We start from the raw sequence: 20,929 nt of genomic DNA on the forward strand, positions 1-20,929 counted from the left end.
GCCGGGGAAGGTGGATGAAACCTGGGCCGGAGGGGGCGAGCTCGCAATCTGACGTGGCCCAAGGAGCGTGTATGGGCCACGTCGTCACACTCAGAAGTGGTAAGTCGCGCGTGCGAACAGGGTGCGGCCCAGCGGGTCGGCGTAACGCGGGTCGTAGCCGGACTGGAAGTTGTAGGCCTGGTTGGAGAAAGGCGGGTTGCGGTCGAACATGTTGCGTACCCCGGCATCGATATCCAGCACCTTGTCGAAGGTGTGGCCGACCGACATGTCCCACAGCGCATACGACGCGACGCGGGCGTTGGTGGTGCGGTCATAGTCGTTGTAACCGCTGGTGAAGCGGTTGGTGAGGGAGGCGCGGGTGTCGCCCAGCGACCAGGTGCCGGTCAGTACGTGTTTCCAGCGCGAGATCACGCCATCGCCCTGGAAGTCGCCGACCTTGTCGGTGTACGGGCCGTCGATGATGTTCTGGAAGTCATAACGAGTCACGTAGGTGCCAGTCATGCCCAGGCCGAACTGGCCGTACGGTGTGTTCGGAAAGCGATAGTCGAGCGATACGTCAACGCCGCTGGTCTTGACGATACCCAGGTTGGCGTTACCGGTGACGATATTGGCAATCGAACCATCGGCGGCGCGCACGTAACGGTCGGCGTAGGTGTTCGGGTCATCGAACACGGTAGATTCAGGAAACGACTGAATCTGGTTGGAGATATGAATCCACCAGAAATCCAGGCCCATCGATAGGTTGCTGACCGGCTGGTAGACGAAGCCCAGCGTCACGTTGCGGGCTTTTTCCGGCGCCAGCTCAGTGTTGCCACCGCTGCTGTTGAGGAACTGCTGCTGGCAATCGCGACCGGCGTTACCGCCCGGTTGCACGGTGCCACCGGCACAGAGTACCGGGTCGTTGTAATAGCCTTGGGTGTAACTCAGGTTTCGCGGCGCGTACAGTTCATACAACGACGGCGCGCGGAAGCCTTCGCTGTAGGCACCACGGACCACGACTTGTTTGAACGGCTGGTAGCGGAACGAGTATTTGGGGTTGGTGGTGCTGCCGAAGTCGCTGTATTTGTCATGACGGATGGCGGCGGTCAGTTCCAGGCTGTCGAACACTGGCACGTTCAACTCGGCGTATTGGGCTTTGACACTGCGTTCGCCTTCTACGCTGCCTGCGGCATCCAGGCCCAGGCTGCTGATGTCGTTGACGAAGGGGTCGAAGTCCTGATGCATCTTCTCCTTGCGGTACTCGCCGCCCAGTGCCAGACCCGACGGGCCCGCACCGAACCAGTCGCCGATTTCCCGGCTGATACGCGCATCCAGCCCGGCCACCCGGCCTACAGCGCTGGAGTACTGGCCGTGGTATTCGTTGGCATCGATCAGCGCCTGGCCTGCAGCGGTTTGCGGGCCGAACGGGTTGAGAATGCCGTCAGCCAGGCCCTGGCGCATCGCCGAGTCACTGACGAAGCCGCTGGTGACCGAAGAAAGCACTTTGTTCTGGTTGTACGAAGCGCCGACGTTATAGTCCCAGCCGCCCACCAGACCGTCGAAATTCAGCAGAAAGCGCTGGCTGGTGTTTTGATCGCTTGAGCCTCGTGCGCCAGCCGCTGTTTCGCGCCAGGCCGTGCTGACCGGTAGCGTCGGGTCAATGGTGAAGTCGGTCGGTGCTGGTGTAATGCCGTTGCCGGGGTAGAACGGCGACGAAGCGTCCAGTGACAGGCCGGTCAGTGGCGCTGGGCCAATGCCGGTGTGGTTATTGTTGCGAGCCCAGAAGTACTCAAGGCTGACGTTGTGATCGTCGGCCAGCTTGCCGGTGGCCTTGCCGAAGAACGAGGTTTTTTCGGTTTGCGGAATCAGGTCGATGTACTGGCGAGTGCTGAAGCGGCAGATGCCGTTGCTGGCGATCAGGTTGGCACCCCCGCAGTTTGTACCCAGCGGGTTGCCGGAATTGTCGCCTTGGTAATAGTTGGCCGGGTAGGCCGTGCCGGACGTCTGGTTGAGGCCGCGCCCTGGCTGGTAATCGCGCGTAAACGAACGGTCGTTGGCGTCCAGGTTTTGCTGCTTGTTGTAGTTGAAGACACCCATGACGTTGAAGCGGTCTTGCTCCAGATCGCCAAAGCCCCAACTGCCGCTCATGTCCTTGCTGGCCCCGCCGCCGCTGGCAGTCGGGGTGTCGCCGCCCAGTGTCAGGGTGCCGTCGGTCAGGGATTTTTTGGTGATGAAGTTGATCACGCCACCAATGGCGTCGGTGCCGTACAGCGCCGAGGCGCCGTCACGCAGTACTTCTACGCGGTCGATGGCGGCGAACGGGATCATGTTCAGGTCGATGGCGCTGCCGTTGGGCGTGCCCACACCGGAAATCGCATTGTTGGCCAGACGGCGACCGTTGAGCAGCACCAGCGTCTTGTTCGCGCCGATGCCACGCATGTCGGCGAAAGAGGCACCACCGGTGCTGGCACCGATCGAGCCTGCGCTGTTCTGGATCGACTGGCTGCCAGTGATGCGCTGGACCATTTCCTGAGTGGTGGTCACGCCCTGTTTCTTCAGGTCGTCAGCGCGCAGGATGGTAATTGGCACTGCGGTTTCGGCATCGACCCGGCGGATCGCCGAACCGGTCACTTCGACACGTTGCAACTGGGTCGTGGCAGGCACAACCGCTGCGCTGGTGGACACGGCAGAACCGCTTGTGTCCGCATCGACGGCGTCTGCCGCCTGAGCACCGCTCATGCCCATGGCCAATGCACAAAGCAGGGCACGTGGATGACGCCGGACCGCGAGGGCCAGTGGTTTGAGGGTGCAACCGGGAAGATTCATCAGCATGGTTAGTTCCGACTTGGTCCAGACGTTATTGAAATGGCCTTGTGAGCCCTCTGTTCCCGACGCGGTTGTGCCGAGCGGGAGTTCCACTTCTTCTTTTTCCAGCAAGCCGCTCCCCTCCAGAGGCTTTTCAGCCCACGGAAAACCGCATTTACGGGGGTCGGGTCAGACGACTTCGCGCGGCGAAGCCGTCAAATCACCTGAGGGTCATTTCGCCGTCATGACAGATATCTTCGTAATGCCCGAACGCTCGATGGACGCCATGGCCTTGGCCACCTGGCCATAATTCACGGCGGTATCGGCCTGCAACTGGACGCGGATCTCCGGGTCCTTGGCCTTTTCGTCCTGTAGGCTTTTTTCCAGCAGTTCCGGGGCGATTTCCGATTTGGCGAGGTAGAACTTGCCGTCCTGATCAACGCTGACCACCACCGGGTTTTTCTTCTCGGCCGGGGCGACCGCGTCAGTCTTGGGCAGGTTGACCTTGATCGCGTTGGTCATCAGCGGCGTGGTGACGATGAACACCACCAGCAGCACAAGCATCACGTCGACCAGCGGCGTGACGTTCATTTCGCTGAGTACTTCATCGCTGTCCTGAGTGGAGAAAGACATTAGCTGGCCTCCCGAACGGCATGGCCATTCTTGCTGGCGATGGGCTGACGGGTGACCGCGAAGGCGCTGCGCTGGGCGAGGGCGTCGAAGTCGTGGGCGAAGTCATCCATGTCGGCCACGGCGAGCTTGAGGCGGCGCAGGAAGAAGTTGTAGATCAGCACCGCAGGCACCGCAACGGCGATACCCACGCCGGTGGCGACCAGCGCATGGCCGATAGGGCCGGCGACCGCTTCGAGGCTGGCCGAGCCGGTCACACCGATGCTTTGCAGTGCTTCCATGATCCCCCAGACCGTACCGAACAGGCCGATGAAGGGCGCGGTGCTGCCGATACTGGCGAGAATTGCCTGACCACTTTCCAGTGCGCGGCGCTCTTTTTGTATCTGCTGACGCAGGTTGCGCTCCAGGCGGTCCGAGCGGTTGATGGTGTGCGCCAGTTGTTGCGTGGTGCGCGGCGACTCATCGACCGCCATGGCTTCGAAGCCGCTGTTGGCGATACGCGCCAGCGCTCCAGGATATTGTGCAGAGTGCTCGGCGGCGGTCAGCAGGTCCGGCGCGCTCCAGAACGCCTTGGTGAACTGTTTGTTCTGCGATTTCTGACGCACGTACTGCGCCGACTTGATCAGCAACAGTGCCCAACTCAATACGGAAAACAGAATCAATGCCCAGAGCACGGCCGGGACAATCATGGAAGAGAGCGATGCGTTCATGGTTTAAACCTCACCAGCTTTAATAATTGAAGTGTCGGTTGTCAGGTGCCGGATCATTCCGGCAACTTGAAGTCGATGGTCTGCGTCGCGAAGCCTTCTATCGGCGTGTCACCCCGTTTGGCCGGTATGAACTTCCAGTTGCGCACAGCCTCCACGGCGGCTTCGTCCAATACCGGTTTGCCGCTGGATTTGGTCACCTCGACAGCCCCGGCGCGGCCATTGGGCAGCACCTTGATGCGCAGAATCACGCGACCTTCCCAACTGCGTCGCAAGGCCAGCCCCGGGTATTCCGGCGGTGGGTTGCCCAAGCTGGCGAGCCCGGATACGGCAGCGCTTTCCTTGGCTGGCGCCGGTGGCGCGGCAGGTGCCGGAGGTGCGGGCGCCGGTGCTGGCGGCGCAGGCGGGCTGGGCGCGGCAGCAGGCGTTGGTGCAGGTGGCGTCGGCTTTTTCACCGGCTCGACTTTCTTGACCGGCTTGGGCTTCTCGATCTTGGGTTTTTCCACCGGTTTGGGCGGCGGTTCGACCGCGTCCGGGTCCTCGACCGGTTGTTCCGGTTCGGGGGGAGGCGGTGGAGGCGGCGGCGGAGGTGGTGGCTCGGGCGGTGGTGGTTCCGGTGCGGGTGGTGTCGGACTGGTCAGTTCAATGGTCATTTCCGGAACTTGTGGCGCAACTTCCGGCACGTCTGGCTGGGCCGTTTGCATGTACCACCAGATCACACCATGAATAAGTACCGACGCAGCAATCAACACCATTACTTGCGGCTTGTTAAGGCCACCCGGGCGTGACGTATTGGCGCTGAAAGGAATGCCCTGCCACGCCGTCGAAGTGTCATCGGGCGAGGGAGAGGGAACCGCTTTCATTATTACCGCATCATTCATTAACGCTCCCTCGGGTAGTTAAAGGGCAATAAAAATCCGTTCGAATATTTTTGTGAATATTCGACTGAGGGCGGCCTGCACACTGTTTATATGCAGGGCACCGCGGTGCCTGCGCACGGCAGGCTTAAACAGGGAAAAGCGGTTTACATCAGGGCACTGGCATTGCTGATCCTTGCTTCTTATCGTCATGTACGGGGACGTACAGCGATGTTCCTGAATGCTTACATTGCAACCGCTGTGCCAGAAAGCCCATGCCGTAACCGTTGATTCAGAGCCGGTGTCGCATTCATGTAACTATTTATCGAATCCCGATTCCATGGACTTCAAAGGCATTCAAATGAATGACTCTCTAAACAAAACAGCAGACAAAGACGTGCCCTCTGCTGTGCCAGACGCGTTCAAGACTCGTGACCTACTAGTCACTTTCCTGGATGCACCAATACTGTGTAACGAGGATCAAGTTGGTGCGTTAGTTACTCAAAACTTCATAAAGGGCTGCTCCTTGTGGATCCGTGTTTATATGATCAGTAACCGCTAAAGAAAAAAGCCATCGTACGAATGGTGGCTAAATGAAGCCACACGCAAATGCAGTGTCGGACAATCTTTATATGTTGATAGCCCGTTAATTAAAAAGCAGGGGGTTTACTCTTATTGCGCGCACAGTTCTGCAAGGCCCTGATTAATCGTCAGAACATTCAGAGGCACACGCAAAATGACTTACGTCCAGACGTGCAGGGCCGTCGAAAAACAACATGCAGATCCGGGTAAAGCGCAGGCGACATGGCAGGTACCGTCCAAGGCAGGCAATGCCCCTGGGGTAAGCAGCCAACGTAACGGTGGTCTGACACAAGACTGATAGAGCACGGCTAGATTCCTTTCCTGGTGAGGAGAAAGACTTGTGGTCTGCCCTCCTGCACTGTTTGTGAACGCTCTGGCGTCCGTTAACTGCACTTTGGTGCGTTTAGGCACCCCTTCAATGCAGTGTGCACCAATGGTTTATGGCACGACCGTTCCACTTGAAAGAACTGTGCCAATTTGTGTCTTTTTGTATCTGGAGGGGTACATTTTATTTAGCTGCACGCTGCAAGTGGCGAGCTACAAGGCAGAAGCTTTGGCGGGAAGGGAAGAAATGGCAGCAAGCCGCCCGCTGAGAGGGCGGCTTGGGAGGCGTTGCAAATTACCAGAACGCAGCAGGTGCGCTGAGCGCCTTGCTGAACACCTCAATGGCACGTTCGACGTCTGCCTGCGTGGTATAGCGGCCAAGGCTGACACGCACGCTGGCCAAGGCCTTGGCTGAATCCATACCCAGAGCGAGCAGCACATGCGAGGGTGCATTGCTGGCCGAGTTGCACGCGGATGTAGAAGACAACGCCAGGCTGTGGGACAGCTGCGAGCTGGTGAAGCCACTGCGGGTGATGCACAGGTTCAGGGTGTGCGGGATGCGTTGTTGCGGACAGCCGTTGAGTTGCACATCGGGCAGGCTTAGCAGGCCTTCGCGCAGGTGGCGGCTGAGCCCTTCGATGCGGTGATTTTCAGCCTCGCCCTGGTTGATCGCCAACGCAAAGGCTGTACCCATGCCGACGATCTGATGGGTTGCCAATGTGCCCGACCGAAAGCCGCCTTCATGTCCGCCGCCGTGAATCTGCGCTTTCAGCAACGAATGCGCGCGCGGGCCCACGTACAGCGCGCCAATGCCCTTAGGGCCGTAGGCCTTGTGCGCCGAGAACGACATCAGGTCGACCGCCAGACTCGCCAGATCGACCTTCACCTTGCCGACGCCCTGCGCAGCGTCCACATGAAACAGCGCGCCGTGCTCGCGCACCAAGGCGCCAATGCTGGCGATATCGGTCAGCGTACCCAGCTCGTTATTCACCAGCATCAGCGATACCAGCAGCGTGTCTGCGCGCAGGGCAGCCTCAACCGCCTGGGGCTGGATCAAGCCTTGGGCATCTGGTTTCAACCAGGTAACAGGAAAACCCTGACGCTCCAGCGTACTGACGGTATCGAGCACTGCTTTGTGTTCCAGCACGCTGGTAATGATGTGCCGACGCTGCGCGCTGCTGTCGTGAGCGATGCCCTTGATCGCCAGGTTGTTGGACTCGGTAGCGCCGGAGGTCCAGACAATGGTCTCGACAGGCGCACCAACCGCATCGGCCACCTGTGCGCGCGCCTGTTCAACGGCCTGCCGCGCCACCTGCCCATAACCGTGCCCACTGGAAGCCGGATTACCGAAATGACCTTCGCGGCCCATGCAGGCAACCATGGCTTCGATGACCTGTTGATCGACAGGTGTGGTGGCGGCGTAATCCAGATAGAGCGCAGAGGTGGTCATGGGCAATTCGCTTTGTAATCGAGTCAGAATCAAGGGCTGGCATCACCAGACCGACTGCTTGAAAGATTACTGATCCGCAGGCGAAAATTTATTGATATTTTCACGGAAGTGAAGGCTCAATGCGAAAAATTATTCGCTTCCAATTGGATTTAAACGATTAAAAATTCTAGGATGTCGCTCGGTACGTAATTTCATAGCCAGACACCCATCGTTTCACACGCTCCGGAGCGTGAGGAACGATCAGTGTAAAGCGACTAACGCAGGAAACCGCTAATGGACAAATTCGACCGGGCAATCCTCGACATCCTGCAAACAGACTGCACCCGTTCGGTGGCGGATATCGCCGAGCGCATTGGCTTGGGCAGCACAGCGTGCTGGCGACGTATCCAGAAGCTGGAAGAAGCCGGCATCATCGATCGCCGGGTTGCCCTGCTCAACCCGCAACGTCTGAACGTGTCGGTCAGCGTATTCGCCGCTATCCGCACCAACCAGCACAACGCCGCCTGGCTTGAACAGTTCCACGCCGCCGTCGGCGAACTGCCTGAAGTGGTCGAGTGCTACCGCATGGCAGGCGACACCGACTACATGCTGCGCATCGTCGTGGCCGACATCGCAGGGTACGACGCGGTGTACAAACAACTGATCAGCATCCCCGGGATCAGCGACGTAAGCTCCAGCTTCGCCATGGAACAGATCAAATTCACCACCGGCCTGCCCTTGCAATATGCGTCGTTTGGCGGGTAAAGCCCGCCACGCTCATCGATTGAATCGAACCCTCAGCCCAATGCCACGTCCACTTTCTTTGGCAAACGAAAAAGGTGGCTGACATGACAACCGATCACATACTCACAAACAGCGTGCCCAAAGAAGACCCCGCCAGCCCGGAACTCGGCCAGTACGACCGCGAAGCCGACCCGGTCCTCGCCATGAACTCGAACAAGCCCGGCGTCGGTTCGGTCAGAGGCGATGAAGTGAAGAAGCGTACAGAAAATGACGAGGCCTACGAAGACGATAAGCCGGAAGTCTATTCGGATGACCCGGATATCGTGGCAGATGAAGGTGGTGGTGTTTCGCCGGGTTAAGGAAGTACAAACCTGGCGTTGAGGTGGTGTAACAGCTCAAACGTGTTCATATAAGGGACGTTGAGCTGCTCACACAGGTTGGGGATGATGAACTTTCGCTTTGCGTCCAGATTACGCACCTCATGCGTAACTACGGTTGCTCCAGATGTCAGGGCCTTGGCGATCAGCCATGGATCGGCCCCCTTTAGAAACTCCTCCATGGCTCTCGTCTTCATGCCTTGCGCTTGTGCTACCAACGTAGCGACTTTCACGAATTCGGCCTGAGTCTTTTCATCCGAAATGCTTTGGAAAAAAGCCGAATTATTTTTTGCCCAGTCAGCCAGTTCGTCATGACCTTTGGTAAGTTCATCTTTAACAGGACCGATACTGGCCAAGAAAAATGTCTGGTTCTGAACCAGCAACCACTGCCAGTAAGCCGGACAAATCGTCATGCCGTAATAGCGATTCTTGGCTTCAATCAGGGTGTTGGAGTCCATAAGAAACATCACCGGGCCAGTGTCTCCGCCAGTGTTCTTAACTTGGCAGGCTGTACACCGAGCAGACCGCCTGCCTCACGCAACAGCATCCGCCCACTCAGGGTTTCGGTCAGTACAGCCTTACTCAGCCGCGTACTGTTTTTGGCCGTTGCATTGCGGTAGTAATCCCCGGCACCGCCTTTCTCGTCCCGGAATGCCTTTAGGACCTTCTGGTAATACACGCCGTACTGCTCTTGCGTAACGTAGCCCAGGTCCATCGCGCGTCGACCAATAACAAGCTTGCTGACGTGAAACCTCGTAGCGAGAGGGGCCAGATTACTTTCCCATTCAATATCAGCGTTCCATACTGTTCGAAAAAGCTCTTCGGGTACAAGAAACTCACCCGCCACGGCGTTGCAGAATCGCTCTTCCTCTCGACCATTCGCAGTACCCGCGTCAGAAACGCCGCTGCTGCCAATCCAGAGATGAGCGAGTTCGTGTATCAACGTAAATAAGCGAGCTGTCGGAGCATCCGAGCTGTTGACAAACACCACAGGAGCCAGCGAATTACTGATGGCGAAGCCTCGAAATTCACTGACCTCCAGTTTGCGATGGGTGTTGCCCAGCGCGATGCCACTGCGCATGACAAGCACACCAGCCACTTCGGCAGCCTCAATCAGCGCGCGGCTGTATTTATCGTAATCAAGGCGGGACTTTTCCGGATCGACACCGAGGGTTTGCCGAATATCACTCACAACCGTCTTCACCGGCGTCCGGCTGTCGAAGCGACCGACGAACGGAAGAGGCTGATGCTCTTGCACGTGAAGGTATTCCAGATACCAGTCCTGCTTGCGAATTGCGTCTTTTACTGTGTCAACAAGCTCCAGACTCGGCCGCAAGGGTGCCGAGCTACCAACTGTGCGCAGGTCTGGTAGCGGAAGCTGTTCGACAGGAGGCTCAGGCAAGAACAAAAACCCAAAGGGAACATGCGCAACGCTCGCCCACTTCTGGGCTTGCAAAAAGGTTGGTCTCGCTTCTCCTGCTTCCCACTCCTCGATACGCTCAGGTTTCACAGACAGCTTTCTGGCGACCTGAGCGGCAGACAGGCCTGCCCGCTCGCGGGACCACGTAAGGATGCTTGGGTTAACGAACGCGGCTTGGCTCATGGCAGATTCGGAATATCAGAGAGGAGAGTGTCGGGCCAGTGCAAGCGCGGGCTACTGTGCATTGCCTTTTCCTTGGCTATGACGAGCACCGCAGAATACAGCGCGTGCACGTACACTATGGGCTCGCAACGCTACGGTCAATGACGGCAGCGAGTGAGATGGGAATGATGAACCCGATCTTCGCGGGCATGTAGGTAAATAATTACCTCATTTGCCACGCCAGCCGATCATTCAAGGGCGAGAGGCGATCTCGTCCAGATGATTCAGCAGATCCAGCGGGTCTTCATACACTCTCAAGGCACCTGCGCGCTCAAGTTCGCCGATGTCATAGCCACCCGAAAGCAGGCCGACGCCGGTCGCCTTGCAGCGGCGTGCGGCCAGCATGTCCCAGATCGCATCGCCGATCACCAGACACTCTTCAATCGGGGCGCCTATCTTCTTCGCTGCCGCCAGAAACAGATCCGGGTCTGGCTTGCCGTAGCTCACGTCATCGCGCGTAACGATGTTGATCTCATTGATGTCCAGTTTCAGCGCCTTCAGGTTGATCGTCGCCGTATCAATCCCGCCGCTCGTGGCGATGCACCACTTGAGGTTTTCCTTATTGAGCGTCTCAAGCAGCTCGACAGCACCTGGCAGCGCAATGATCTGCCCCTGTAGCCGCTCATACGCCTGAGCGTGTTTTTCGCTGAGTCGTTCGGCTTGTTCTTCACTAATACTCAAGCCGGTTTCGCGCGACAACGACTTCAACATCAGCCCGCCGCTCATGCCGATCTTGCGATGAATACGCCACATCGCAAGCGGGATGTCTTCTGCATCCAGCGCTTCTTTCCAGGCGGCAACGTTTTGATAAACGCTGTCGGTCAGCGTGCCGTCCAGGTCAAAGATGAAGGAGGTTTGCGGTCTCATAGGGTTACTCTTTTTGAATTCGGGTTGACCATCTGGCGAGGTCCGGAGCGCTGTGGTCGACACCTGATCGGCGGTATCGGAATGTGGCGTTCGTCAATGAAGCGAGGGCTGTACCGGGGCTTCGAACACGGAATTGCCAGATGGAGGGAAAGGACTGGTTTTTTGAGGTCACACACTTTCGAGTGTGCGTGGGAGTGGCGGTTCGATCTTTCGCGCGGGAGGCAGCCTGGTAGCAGAAAAGCCTGATGGCTTTTCAGCCGCGTTAGCGCTGTAAGTAACCCTTCACCAGCGCCTACCCGCGCCGCCTTAGCATGGATAACCAGGTTATAAACAATCATCGACAGAACGCCCTCAGGCACGCTGTTTTTACAATTCGTTTAATTACGTTACCCAACAGGCGGCTTAAACTCGTGCGTTTGCCATGCAAGGGAAGCAAACGATGAGCATCAACCAGCTGCGTAAAGATGTAGAAGAACACTTTCAGCGATTTGAGCGGGCGCCTTTCAAAGAGGCTTGGCGTCGGCGTGATGCCCGTATCTGTCTGATCTGGATGGCTGCGTTAATATTGGCATTTTCAGGGGCGCTGATATTTTTACCTGCGCCTACCCTGACTGACTACGTTCCCGCTTTGCTGCCAGTCCTGCTGACTTCCCTGATATGCACAGTACATCTGGGAGAAGTGTACGCGCGGATCAGAGCAGAGCAGATGGGCGCCGCTTCAATTACCACGCCCTCCGAAAGGTTAAAGCTGAAACAGGACTGGCTATGTACACGCTATAACTGCGGACCCGGCGAGCTTGTCGATAAAGCGAGGGCGCTTAGACATCTGTGGGAGGAGCGTCAGGAGCTCAAGCAACTGGCCAGTCACGACACAATGGGGCCACGTATTGCTGCGTTCTTCCGGCTACCTGACCCTGGCAGATTCATTGCAGCACTCTTCACTATCGCCGCGATCTTTAAAACGATGGTGACCTTGGGCAGCAGCATCGACGCCATCTTCGAAGCCTTGCAAGACTGGCGAACGATAGGTGCCACTGTTGTGATTGTCACCTTCCTGTGTGGCGAAATCATATTGCTCTGGATCATGGTCACCAGCATGGTTCGCGAGGTGGGCCCTTCGATACTTGAGCAGATCGGGCTGCTGCCGATGAGTAGCCGTCGGGTGTATCGGTATTTGCTTGCCGTCCATGATGCGAGTGAGCCTGTTATGACCATTCGCAGAGATGTGCCTGGAGTGCTGGGGCTGATTTCGGTGTTTTTTATGCCGGTTGGCGAGGTATGGGCGAAGGTGCGTACGCACTTTATGGCCGGCTCGGCAGCCGGGGCCTGAATGAGATGTTGAGCTGACCATCGTGCCAATGCTCCGCGTTGGCATGCAGTTCGTGACGCTCTGCGTCACAAATCTTCAGCCTGGCCGAGATGTGTAATCAGACCGATTATTGATAAGTATCGGCTTCTTCAGCCGGATAAAACTCGCCCTTGCTTCCCATCCTTTCCAGCCGTTCACACACGAGCGCTTCGACTCTGGCCACTGCAGCCTGGTCGTCAGGGTTGACCAGCTGCAAGCACAAACGCCGCGCATTCTGATCGTGAGTGCCCTCGCTGAGCATGTCGTGGGTAACCATCTGCTCGCCACGCCACAGGCACAACTGGGTATCCGTCCCGCCGAGCCATATCTCGTTGACCAATCTAAGGTTGGTGGTCGCCAGTTGGTCCACGGTGATTGTGGTGATTGTCTTGTCCATTGCGCTATACCTTTTCAGTGAGTCGATACAGGTCTGACGTACTGGCGCAGCGGCTCGTTCCCGACATCGGCGGCTCGACCGCGCGAACGGTGATTAACCGATGTTCCAGGTCAACCCCGGTCAATCAACCGTTGCATGGCACAAGGCTTATTTCTTCAGCCAACTCTCGACGACATCAGAACCGTGTTCTGCTTTCCACTCCTTCAAGGCCCTGTGATTCCCACCTTTGGTTTCGATCACTTCGCCAGTCTTTGGATTTTTGTACACCTTGAGTTCACGCGGCTTGCGCGTGCCCGCAGGTTTATCCGCGACCTCGCGACGCGACGAGTTCTGTGGGTCCAGCAGATTGACAATGTGCTTGAGGCTGAAGCCATAGTGCTCAAGCAGCTTGCGCAGCTTGGTTTCGAACTCGATCTCTTTCTTCAGGCCCTCGTTGCCTTTCATGGTCTCCAGTGCTTGAAGTTGCTCGGCGAGGTGTTTTTCCAGCTGACGGTATTCTGCGAGTTTGGACATAGTATTTTCCTCATAAACAGGTGTGCGTAGTTATTGAGAGAGATAGCGCCCGTTACAAGTTCAGCCTATTTTCCGCAGGTCGGTTGGCTTTCAATACGTCGGAGTAACGCCATAAGCCGGATTGCCCGGGCTTCCGGTTACTTTCAAAAATGCGGTTTTTCGCGCACAGAATTAACAGCGGTTTTTGCCCATCTGTTCTGCAAGCCAGTGGAAAGTTTTGATTGGCCTATTTCCTGACGCAATAAAACGGCGACTCTGTGTATTGACTGCGCGCCAGCGAAAGGCGAGCGCGGAAGGCGAGCGCTTTGACAGCGAATCAGGCCTGGTCGCGTTTAAAATGCAGGGGCAGTGAGCATCAATACCGCTCACTGCTCCCGCCTTGCAGGCGTCCAGACAACTAACGGTGGGAATGGGTGCCCGTAGGATAGCTGTTCAGGTGATGTCAGCTCGCGAGGTCGACGGCGGTTTGACCCACGAGCGCCACGTCTGCTGTATCGGCAACCACCAAGTCGGCGTTGGTGAGCTCTCGCGTGTAGTCGAACCCTGCTAGCGTGACCTGGAACGCATGCCCATCGGCGTCTGGCTCGCTACTGCGCAGGTAGGTACGGTCGGTGTTTTCATCGTAAGTCATGCTCAAGGTGCCGTCGCGACCGTTGCCAAAACCGGTCACGCCGAGCGCAGCGACGTCGAGCTTGTCCTGGCCCCAGATGAAATCAGTGATCAGGTCGCTGCTGCCGACATGGCTGTCGGCGCTGCTAGTGAACACGAAACGGTCGTTGCCTGTGCCGCCGGTGAGTTTGTCCGCGCCCAACCCACCGGTCAGCACATCGTCACCGGCGTTACCCTCGAGGGTGTCGTTTCCGGCGCCACCGACGAGGGTATCGTTGCCCCAGTAACCATAAAGGATGTCGGACTTGTCACCGCCTACCAGACTCACCGAGGTGATCGGCTGCGGAGTGGACACAACCGTCGCGTCACTGGGCGGGGCGAACAGCACAGTGCTGGCGTTGAGCTCACTGACATGGTTGCCACTGAGCAGAATTTCAAAGCGGTTACCGCTGGCATCGGCCTCTAATGATTTAAGCGCGGTGGCATCGCCGGCCAGGTTGAGGACCACCTTCAGCGTACCGTTGTAGCCGTTACCCAGCCCGGTGAAGCCCAAGGCGGACACGTCGATCATGTCATGGCCGTTGCCACTGAAGTCAGTGATCAGGTCGCGACTGCTGTAGCTGCCACTGGCATCGTTGCGGTAGCTGTCGCTGAGCCGGGTATACACGAAGCTGTCGGCACCCGCGCCGCCGCTCAGAGTGTCGCCGCCGGTGCCGCCGAACAGCCGATCATTGCCCGCCCCCGCTTCGACGGTGTCGCGGCCAGCGCCGGCCTTCAGGGATTCGCTGGCGTCTGTGCCTTCGAGCAGATCGTTGTGCGAAGTGCCGTTGATCAGCGGCTGGAAGTTGGCATCGGTAATAAGGCCGCTATTGGCCAGGAACTGCACGGCAAAATGTTTGCCATTACCGTCTCGCTCGTAGCTTTCCAAAAAGTAAATGCCGCGCAGAGGCTCGCTACGGATGTGCAAGGTATCGCCATAGCCATTGCCCAAATGGCTATAGCCCAGAGCCGACACGTCGAGGGTATCGTGGGCGGGGTCAAAATAGTTGATGGAATCGGTGTACTCGCCTCCGCCATTGATATAGCTGTCGCCGATGCGGTCGAAGCGGAATACATCATTACCGGCACCGCCGTCCATACCGTCGTATCCGGCACTGGAGACCATCACATCGTTGCCACCCCCGCTGACTAGCTGGTCGTTGCCGCCCCCACCCATCAGCAGTTCATTGGCCAGCCCACCACGTATGTAGTCGTTGCCAGGAGTACCCTGCACGATGAGTTCGACCGAGCCAATGCTGGCCTGGCTACTGGCGCTTTTGACCTGCAAATCCCCAAGCACCGTAGGGTTAGTGGCGTCCTTTATGTTGAATACCTGGGTCATGCCGTGCTCCTTACTTGCGGTCGGTCCACTAAGAGTGTGGTATGACGCCAGTAATGCCGTATCGTTGATAGCAGTGGGCCTTACCCGACGAAGGGGTTATAAGCGGCGGGGGCTTTCCGACCAAAACAGCCCGTTAGTGAGGACGGACAGCGATCTCATTCTCACAAGTGAAACAAGTCACCAGACAATAGGCTTATCATCCCAGGCCCAGAAGGTCCCGCTCTCGGCCGGTCCATGTGCGCCTATCACTTCAATAATGCGATCCGCCGAGAACGCCGGTTCGAAAAGTTGGCCTTCGGGTACGTTCGCCTGAAATGGTTGAGACAGCTCCGTGTCCGTCGTGCCTGGGTGTATTGCCAGGACAGTAGAGGCCGGGTTAAGACGTTTCAACTCGATACTGGCCGTGTGCAGCAACTGGTTCAGCGCTGCTTTACTGGCTCTGTAGCTGTACCAGCCACCCAGTCGGTTATCGCCAATAGAGCCAACCCTCGCGGAGAGCGCCGCGAAGGTAGAAGGTTGTTTGCGCAGTAGTGGGAGTAGGTGTTTGAGCAGCAGGATCGGTGCAAAGGTGTTTGTCGTGAAGCTCGCTTGCAGGCTCGCAAGTGTCAGTTGTGCCAGGCCCTTTTCTGCTTTTGCGCCGTCCTGATGAAGAATGCCTAGCGTACTGATGACCAGGTGCAGATGATCGCATCCATCAAGCGTCTCGCTCGCGAGTGCTTCGAGGGATTGTTCATTGCGCGCGTCGCAGTCGACGCGTTTGATGCGTTGGCCATATCGCTCTGCAAGCGTTGCCAGCTCTGTAGAGCTGCTGGCTTGTCGCGCGACCGCCCATATCTGAGCTACATCATCGCGAGCAAGCAACGCTGCGCACAGTGCCAAGCCGATACCTCGGCTGGCTCCGCATATCAGCACGTTAGCGTCGCTGTTCAGTTCCGGTATCAAACTCATAAGGCACCTTGAGAAGCATGGCTGAAGTGTTTTTGACTTCTGTGAGGCAACTATAAGCCCTACCGCCTCGCCAACAACCGCGCCAACCCAGCCGTCACCACCACAGCCAGCAAAACGGCAGCCGTGATAGACAAAAGCGCGCCCCATTGCAATATGGAATACCTGAGGGTCAGGTAGAAACTCACCACCCCGACAGCGCCAATGGCATTGCCCCGGACTATTGCCGCCAGTTCATAACGCCCGCCTTGCACGTGGACGAACACTGCAAGCGGCCAGGCGATCACCGGGATCGGAGCCAGCAGCCCACTGACCACCGGCCCGAGCCAAGTAGCGCTTGCGGTAATCGCAAGCAACAGAAGGGTGGCAGTCAGCATTCGCATCGGGATGACCCAGCGCGGCAGTGCCACGTATGACGCTACGTCCGGCGGTGTCTGTTTCGAGGTGGCAACGATGATCAGCGTAACCATCAGCAGCGTGCAGATGATCGACAGCGCCAGTGAGCCCGACAGGTTCATCACAAAGGCTGTTGCGCCATACACCGCGAGCGCCAAGGTGCATCCAGCCACCGCTGAAACGCGTCGAGTGACCAGGAAATAAAAAAGGTAAGTGGCCTGAATCGCCGCCAGTCCGGCCAGTGCGCCGGGCACCGCCATCGAGGCGAATTGGGTGCCTTGCTCGATGCAGAGAAACAGCATGACCAGCGCTGAGGTCATCGGCAGACCAGAAAGAAGCCCCACCACACCAGTGCCCCAGCGCCTGGCGGCCAATGAAATGGCCAGCATGAGCGCGGGGGTGATGAGTAACTTGAGGTAGAAGGCCGTCATGCAGAAAACTTCACATCCGAAGGTGGGCTGAATGCTAAACCTTTTGGCGGCTGGTAACGATGCGTGTCAGCGCTTACTCCGTCGCTCGATAGCGCATCCGCCAATCGCCAGAAACAGAAAAGCCCGGCGAACCGGGCTTTCTGAAAACGGGCAATACTTATTTAGCGGTTTTCAGCTTGATCACGTCACCAGAAACGGTGGTGGTGTAGCCGTTCAGGACCCAGGCCCAGAACCACTTTTCCTGCACTTGGGTATTGATCAGCGCATCGCCACCCTTGGCCTGGATGGCGCTGTTCTGCGCGCGAACAAAACGGTCGTTCTGACGAATCGGGATCAGACCGAACAGCATCAGGCCGGTGGCGCTTGCTTCACTGTGACCGACGACGGTGTATTGGCTGCTGTCATAGTGCGGAGTTTTCATAGGGGTGCCGGTGCAACCCGCCAGAACCAGACCACATACTGCTGCGGCGACGACTTTACTCACTGACTTCACGATAAAACTCCATGGAAAACGCCCGGATCCAAATCTCGGGCGGCGGTACTTTACTCGCAGGGCGCGTGCTTTAGGTATTTTTTTGAAATCGCCTCACAGCGCGCTCATGACAGAGCATGCACCAACTCCGAGAGTGGCTGTTTTCCAGTTGTAGCGAAGCGCTGCACCTCCGAGATATTCAGCACGCCTGCAAAAGTATTAACGCAGCAGGCGGAAGGTCTCACGCACATGCTCGGTGAGCGTTGCCGGGTTTTCCATGGCCGCGAAGTGGCCGCCGTGCTCGGCTTCCGCGAAGAACCGCAGATCGTCGAAGCGCGCCTGCGCCCAGCGCCGTGACAAGCGCAGCAGCTCGCCCGGAAACATGCTCACGCCCGCAGGTAACCGTGGCATCGATGACACGCATTACAAGCGTCTGATCTGCGAATTAATCCAACAGTCCGGATCGGCCAGACGGTCCGCCATCGACAAGCTACTCGTAGACAAACTGCCGGACGTTTTAGACATTCAACAGAAGGCCCACAAGATTAAGAACTTGCTGCAATCCTTGAAAAAACAAGGGGTTATCGAGCCAAAGGGTAAGCTGTGGCAAATGTCTAAAGGCTGATTTCTAGACATTTTTAGACATTCAGGAAATGGTCTGGCGATGACAAAAGATGCTTGGAGGCATTGCCCGAACTCATTTGACGGTCATTTGACTGGAGCGGCCATTGCAAGCGGGCAGGCCAAGGAAAGGCGCGGTTTTAGCCGCTCCCACTTGCACTGCTCAATTTGCCGGCCATTTGACTGATGCAGCCAACGCCGCCAGGCAGCACCCTAAAACTTTGTAGATTAGGGCCTTGGAAAAATGCTCACTTGGCTGCATGAGCGCTTTAGACGAATTAGCCAGGGTGTTAGACATTTTGCAGATTGTCAACCGAGCCTGCTCCAGCTTTTAACCCTATATAAATCAATGAATTATTAGAAATAAAGGTAAGTAGCGACGAATATCTAAACCCCCGTTGGCTGGATATTTTTAGACATTCGCGCCACGCCGGGCGAGCCTGGCCCCAATAAGCGAACACCTTCGCCCTTAGGGTAATGAGGCTCGATCAGATTGATCAATCCTTTCCAGGGCACGACCTGATCCATCTCGATCAGGAAACGCTCTTTACGGGTTTGCTTGCGTTTGCCAGCGTACTCGGCGTCGGCGAAGGTCATCTGCTTCATCAGGCGTCTCGGCGGTGGAGATCAGGCATTCTGCCAAACTTAGAGGTCCTCTTCAGAGTTTCTCTAGGTCATCCCTGATTCAACGCGTATACGTTTCAGTGCCTGCAGAAAGATAATATGCTCACGTCTATATATAGACTCATCCGATTCTGATTCGGTTGATAAGCTATATCTGCTTTTCGGATATCTGATTTTCAGTTATTTTTTTGTTGCCTCACTCATCCGAGTGAGACAGCATGAGACCGATAATGGAGCTATTCCGGGTAGCATGGGCGGTCGGGTGTTTGCAAGTCTGTACGCTAATGCTCGTAATGGTGGTTTTTTCAGGCTTCAACCTGCTATTTTTTCAAACCTTTCACACTCGGCAACCACCGGCTCGTTAATCCGAAGCGTTCAGAATATGTACGGGTTAGAAGCCCTATTTTTTTTGTACCCTATAGCCCTCCAAAGGAATCTCAGACGTGCAGTTATAAAGCGGAGCAGGACTAAACTCTACGCTTTCTAATTCTTGTGTGTTCCAGACTTTTGCTCTAGCCGCCAAATAAAGCATGCCCAAAGTTATAGGAATCTTGCCGCGCCTGTCCTTGCTTCGCCTGAAGGAGAAAAAATCATATCCCTCAGGTACGAAATACCTGTAGGGATCATAGTTATCTATGTTCATAGAAAAACGCTCAAAGAACTCGGGCATCAGCTCATTGGCATCATCCCCTTCGATGCCCAGCTCACGGTTAATATCAGTGGCCAGGCTGAGAGTTTCAAATGCATCCTTGCTGAATTCAAACACTTCTTGAATACACCTGACTATGTCGTTCAGCAGCTCATAGTCCACGCTGTCTTTATTCATTCAGAACACCTGATCCTCAGCGCATACAATGGCATTATATGCGACAACGGTTTTATAGCCGATGAGTCCTAGCTCTGCCGCTGTATAGGCCCAGCCTACCACTGGAATGGCTCGACCTACAAATGCACCAATGTAAGGTGTCACCCGCACAGTCGGGGGTCTCCAGCCAACGATAGTCGGAGCCCTGTAACCTCCGGGAAATTTACGTTTCCTAAAGATGCGCCTTGAAACGATTGAGGCTACGGAGGTGTTTTTTATAGTTCCACCGGGCTTGCGGCGCGTTGGAATTACATTGGCACCCGAAACGATAGACAAGGCGGCAGCGATGTCGTCAATTCCAAACTCTTCCATTGTGGTTTCGATTGCAATTGTCCACAGCAGTTGATCTGCTGTAAGCCCACAGTCACCGTCGTAACAGTAAATTCTTGGCACTTAAATATCCTTATGCATAAGTGGTGTTTCGTTCCTGGTCCCATCCGGCAGCGACTTGACCTATCATTTGCCCATTGGCTCTACTCTGCTGTGAGTATGTCATCTTGATTTTTGAGTAACTAAACCAAACAACGTCTTCTGGAAAAGCGCTGGGCAATGCGTCAAATATATTCCCGCTATAAAACCCGCTTACAATAAAGTTTTCAAAAGTTACTTCCATGTACTTTTGCTTGTCGCCTCCTGCACGAGAAACACTCAACGTTGCTTTCTTGAAGTGTTGCCCCGAACAGCATGCGGCCAATAGTTTCGGGGTTGCAGAGTCTACGAGTTTTGTAATGCTAAAATCGCTTAAGTAAATACGGCCAGCGGTTGCGCCGCCAGCTGAGCTAGCCGTACGGGAGATTGACTGAGTAGCTGCTAAATTATATCCAGTTATCTCAATTGAGTGCTTATGATTAGCATCAGTAGAATCCCCTTGGAGACCCTCGATCTGTAAAAAGGCGTCGAATGCCATTCCCCCTCCTTGGAGCTTGATTAAATTTTAGCTGGCGTACAGGCACGCCCGCTTTAGCACTTGCTGTTTTGCTTAACCAGATCAGGCCAGCGCCCCACGCACAGATTGAGCAAAGATCGTTTGCTTCCGGGTTTGGGACTATCTATCCACAAAAAAATTCCCGAAGCACAGCAGGGCTGATCTCGACACCAATGCGTTCAGATAGCAGCGCCTGGAGTAGCTCGACGAGATGTTTTTAAGCTGAGGGTATTCTGCGGAGCTGAGTGCGGTATCTCCCTTACAAATCGGTGCGCGTGCCACTGAAATAGAGCGCGTCCGCTACATGTTCAGATCCGTTTTGCCAGGGCACCATGTCTAGTCCTGAAATAGGTTTACACCTGTTTCACGCTCAAAACGCCCGATGCACCGCATCGGGCGTTTTGTATTTCAGGGATAAGTGTGGCCGCTCCCTATTGTAGATCTGCACCGATTCATCCA

At 56.2% G+C, this 20,929-nt stretch carries 21 protein-coding genes and 1 pseudogene; 3 read left to right on the forward strand and 19 right to left on the reverse strand.

The window, feature by feature from the left end; genetic code table 11:
- Positions 1–90: 90 nt before the first annotated feature.
- From RGM3321_RS07345 to RGM3321_RS07365, 5 genes are all read right to left on the reverse strand, one after another.
- Complete coding sequence (locus RGM3321_RS07345) at positions 91–2,916, reverse strand: TonB-dependent receptor (RefSeq protein WP_244392321.1); 2,826 nt, start codon at positions 2,914–2,916, stop codon at positions 91–93.
- Between the two features lie 99 nt (positions 2,917–3,015).
- On the reverse strand, positions 3,016–3,417 hold the full coding sequence (locus tag RGM3321_RS07350; RefSeq protein ID WP_002555939.1) for a biopolymer transporter ExbD: 402 nt from the start codon (positions 3,415–3,417) through the stop codon (positions 3,016–3,018).
- On the reverse strand, positions 3,417–4,124 hold the full coding sequence (locus RGM3321_RS07355; RefSeq protein WP_002555938.1) for a MotA/TolQ/ExbB proton channel family protein: 708 nt from the start codon (positions 4,122–4,124) through the stop codon (positions 3,417–3,419). Before RGM3321_RS07355 ends, RGM3321_RS07350 begins: the two co-directional genes overlap by 1 nt.
- Before the next feature lie 53 nt (positions 4,125–4,177).
- Complete coding sequence (locus RGM3321_RS07360; RefSeq protein WP_244392322.1) at positions 4,178–4,984, reverse strand: energy transducer TonB; 807 nt, start codon at positions 4,982–4,984, stop codon at positions 4,178–4,180.
- Between the two features lie 1,195 nt (positions 4,985–6,179).
- A complete protein-coding gene (locus RGM3321_RS07365) occupies positions 6,180–7,334 on the reverse strand; it encodes an aminotransferase class V-fold PLP-dependent enzyme (protein WP_244392323.1) in 1,155 nt (384 codons plus the stop codon).
- A gap of 273 nt (positions 7,335–7,607) precedes the next feature.
- Here RGM3321_RS07365 and RGM3321_RS07370 point away from each other — a divergent pair, with 273 nt between their 5' ends.
- Positions 7,608–8,078 (forward strand): Lrp/AsnC family transcriptional regulator, encoded by a 471-nt coding sequence (locus RGM3321_RS07370; protein WP_002555835.1) that lies wholly within the window; start codon positions 7,608–7,610, stop codon positions 8,076–8,078.
- 83 nt (positions 8,079–8,161) lie between these two features.
- On the forward strand, positions 8,162–8,416 hold the full coding sequence (locus tag RGM3321_RS07375; RefSeq protein WP_244392324.1) for a hypothetical protein: 255 nt from the start codon (positions 8,162–8,164) through the stop codon (positions 8,414–8,416).
- On the opposite strand, the gene RGM3321_RS07380 is transcribed toward RGM3321_RS07375, so the two are convergent.
- The 3 genes from RGM3321_RS07380 to RGM3321_RS07390 all read right to left on the reverse strand — a co-directional run bounded on the left by RGM3321_RS07380 (position 8,413) and on the right by RGM3321_RS07390 (position 10,943).
- The gene (locus tag RGM3321_RS07380) at positions 8,413–8,901 is read right to left on the reverse strand and encodes a DUF4411 family protein (RefSeq protein WP_244392325.1); all 489 of its coding nucleotides are present in this window, start codon (positions 8,899–8,901) and stop codon (positions 8,413–8,415) included. The genes RGM3321_RS07375 and RGM3321_RS07380 overlap by 4 nt on opposite strands.
- Complete coding sequence (locus tag RGM3321_RS07385) at positions 8,901–10,037, reverse strand: XRE family transcriptional regulator (protein WP_244392326.1); 1,137 nt, start codon at positions 10,035–10,037, stop codon at positions 8,901–8,903. The genes RGM3321_RS07380 and RGM3321_RS07385 overlap by 1 nt, the downstream gene beginning before the upstream one ends.
- 231 nt (positions 10,038–10,268) lie before the next feature.
- Positions 10,269–10,943 carry an HAD family hydrolase gene (locus RGM3321_RS07390; protein WP_244392327.1) on the reverse strand — a complete coding sequence of 225 codons (675 nt, stop codon included), beginning with the start codon at positions 10,941–10,943 and terminating at the stop codon, positions 10,269–10,271.
- Positions 10,944–11,382: 439 nt separating this feature from the next.
- Between RGM3321_RS07390 and RGM3321_RS07395 the strand changes: the two genes are divergently transcribed.
- Complete coding sequence (locus RGM3321_RS07395; RefSeq protein ID WP_244392328.1) at positions 11,383–12,273, forward strand: hypothetical protein; 891 nt, start codon at positions 11,383–11,385, stop codon at positions 12,271–12,273.
- Positions 12,274–12,379: 106 nt separating this feature from the next.
- On the opposite strand, the gene RGM3321_RS07400 is transcribed toward RGM3321_RS07395, so the two are convergent.
- From RGM3321_RS07400 to RGM3321_RS07445, 11 genes and pseudogenes are all read right to left on the reverse strand, one after another.
- Complete coding sequence (locus RGM3321_RS07400; protein WP_244392329.1) at positions 12,380–12,688, reverse strand: hypothetical protein; 309 nt, start codon at positions 12,686–12,688, stop codon at positions 12,380–12,382.
- A gap of 147 nt (positions 12,689–12,835) precedes the next feature.
- Positions 12,836–13,201, reverse strand: coding sequence for a histone-like nucleoid-structuring protein, MvaT/MvaU family (locus RGM3321_RS07405; protein WP_244392330.1), 366 nt, complete (start codon positions 13,199–13,201; stop codon positions 12,836–12,838).
- 442 nt (positions 13,202–13,643) lie between these two features.
- Positions 13,644–15,191, reverse strand: a complete 1,548-nt coding sequence (locus RGM3321_RS07410; RefSeq protein WP_244392331.1) for a M10 family metallopeptidase C-terminal domain-containing protein — start codon at positions 15,189–15,191, stop codon at positions 13,644–13,646.
- A 177-nt stretch (positions 15,192–15,368) separates the two neighbouring features.
- Complete coding sequence (locus RGM3321_RS07415; protein WP_244392332.1) at positions 15,369–16,139, reverse strand: SDR family NAD(P)-dependent oxidoreductase; 771 nt, start codon at positions 16,137–16,139, stop codon at positions 15,369–15,371.
- Positions 16,140–16,198: 59 nt separating this feature from the next.
- Entirely contained in the window at positions 16,199–16,963 is a 765-nt protein-coding gene (locus tag RGM3321_RS07420; protein WP_244392333.1) for a hypothetical protein, read from the reverse strand.
- A gap of 157 nt (positions 16,964–17,120) precedes the next feature.
- Positions 17,121–17,456, reverse strand: coding sequence for a hypothetical protein (locus tag RGM3321_RS07425; protein ID WP_024661162.1), 336 nt, complete (start codon positions 17,454–17,456; stop codon positions 17,121–17,123).
- A 198-nt stretch (positions 17,457–17,654) separates the two neighbouring features.
- Positions 17,655–17,846 (reverse strand): hypothetical protein, encoded by a 192-nt coding sequence (locus RGM3321_RS07430; RefSeq protein ID WP_244392334.1) that lies wholly within the window; start codon positions 17,844–17,846, stop codon positions 17,655–17,657.
- 663 nt (positions 17,847–18,509) lie between these two features.
- Positions 18,510–18,662 (reverse strand): annotated as a pseudogene (locus tag RGM3321_RS07435) (IS5/IS1182 family transposase); the annotation flags it as partial.
- A gap of 418 nt (positions 18,663–19,080) precedes the next feature.
- Complete coding sequence (locus RGM3321_RS07440; RefSeq protein ID WP_244392335.1) at positions 19,081–19,506, reverse strand: DUF1493 family protein; 426 nt, start codon at positions 19,504–19,506, stop codon at positions 19,081–19,083.
- Complete coding sequence (locus RGM3321_RS28460) at positions 19,507–19,938, reverse strand: STM2901 family protein (protein ID WP_347880968.1); 432 nt, start codon at positions 19,936–19,938, stop codon at positions 19,507–19,509.
- A 10-nt stretch (positions 19,939–19,948) separates the two neighbouring features.
- On the reverse strand, positions 19,949–20,452 hold the full coding sequence (locus tag RGM3321_RS07445; protein WP_244392336.1) for a type VI secretion system tube protein Hcp: 504 nt from the start codon (positions 20,450–20,452) through the stop codon (positions 19,949–19,951).
- Positions 20,453–20,929: the final 477 nt, after the last annotated feature.

The organism is Pseudomonas sp. RGM 3321 (genome assembly GCF_022836805.1).
Taxonomy (GTDB): Bacteria; Pseudomonadota; Gammaproteobacteria; order Pseudomonadales; family Pseudomonadaceae; genus Aquipseudomonas.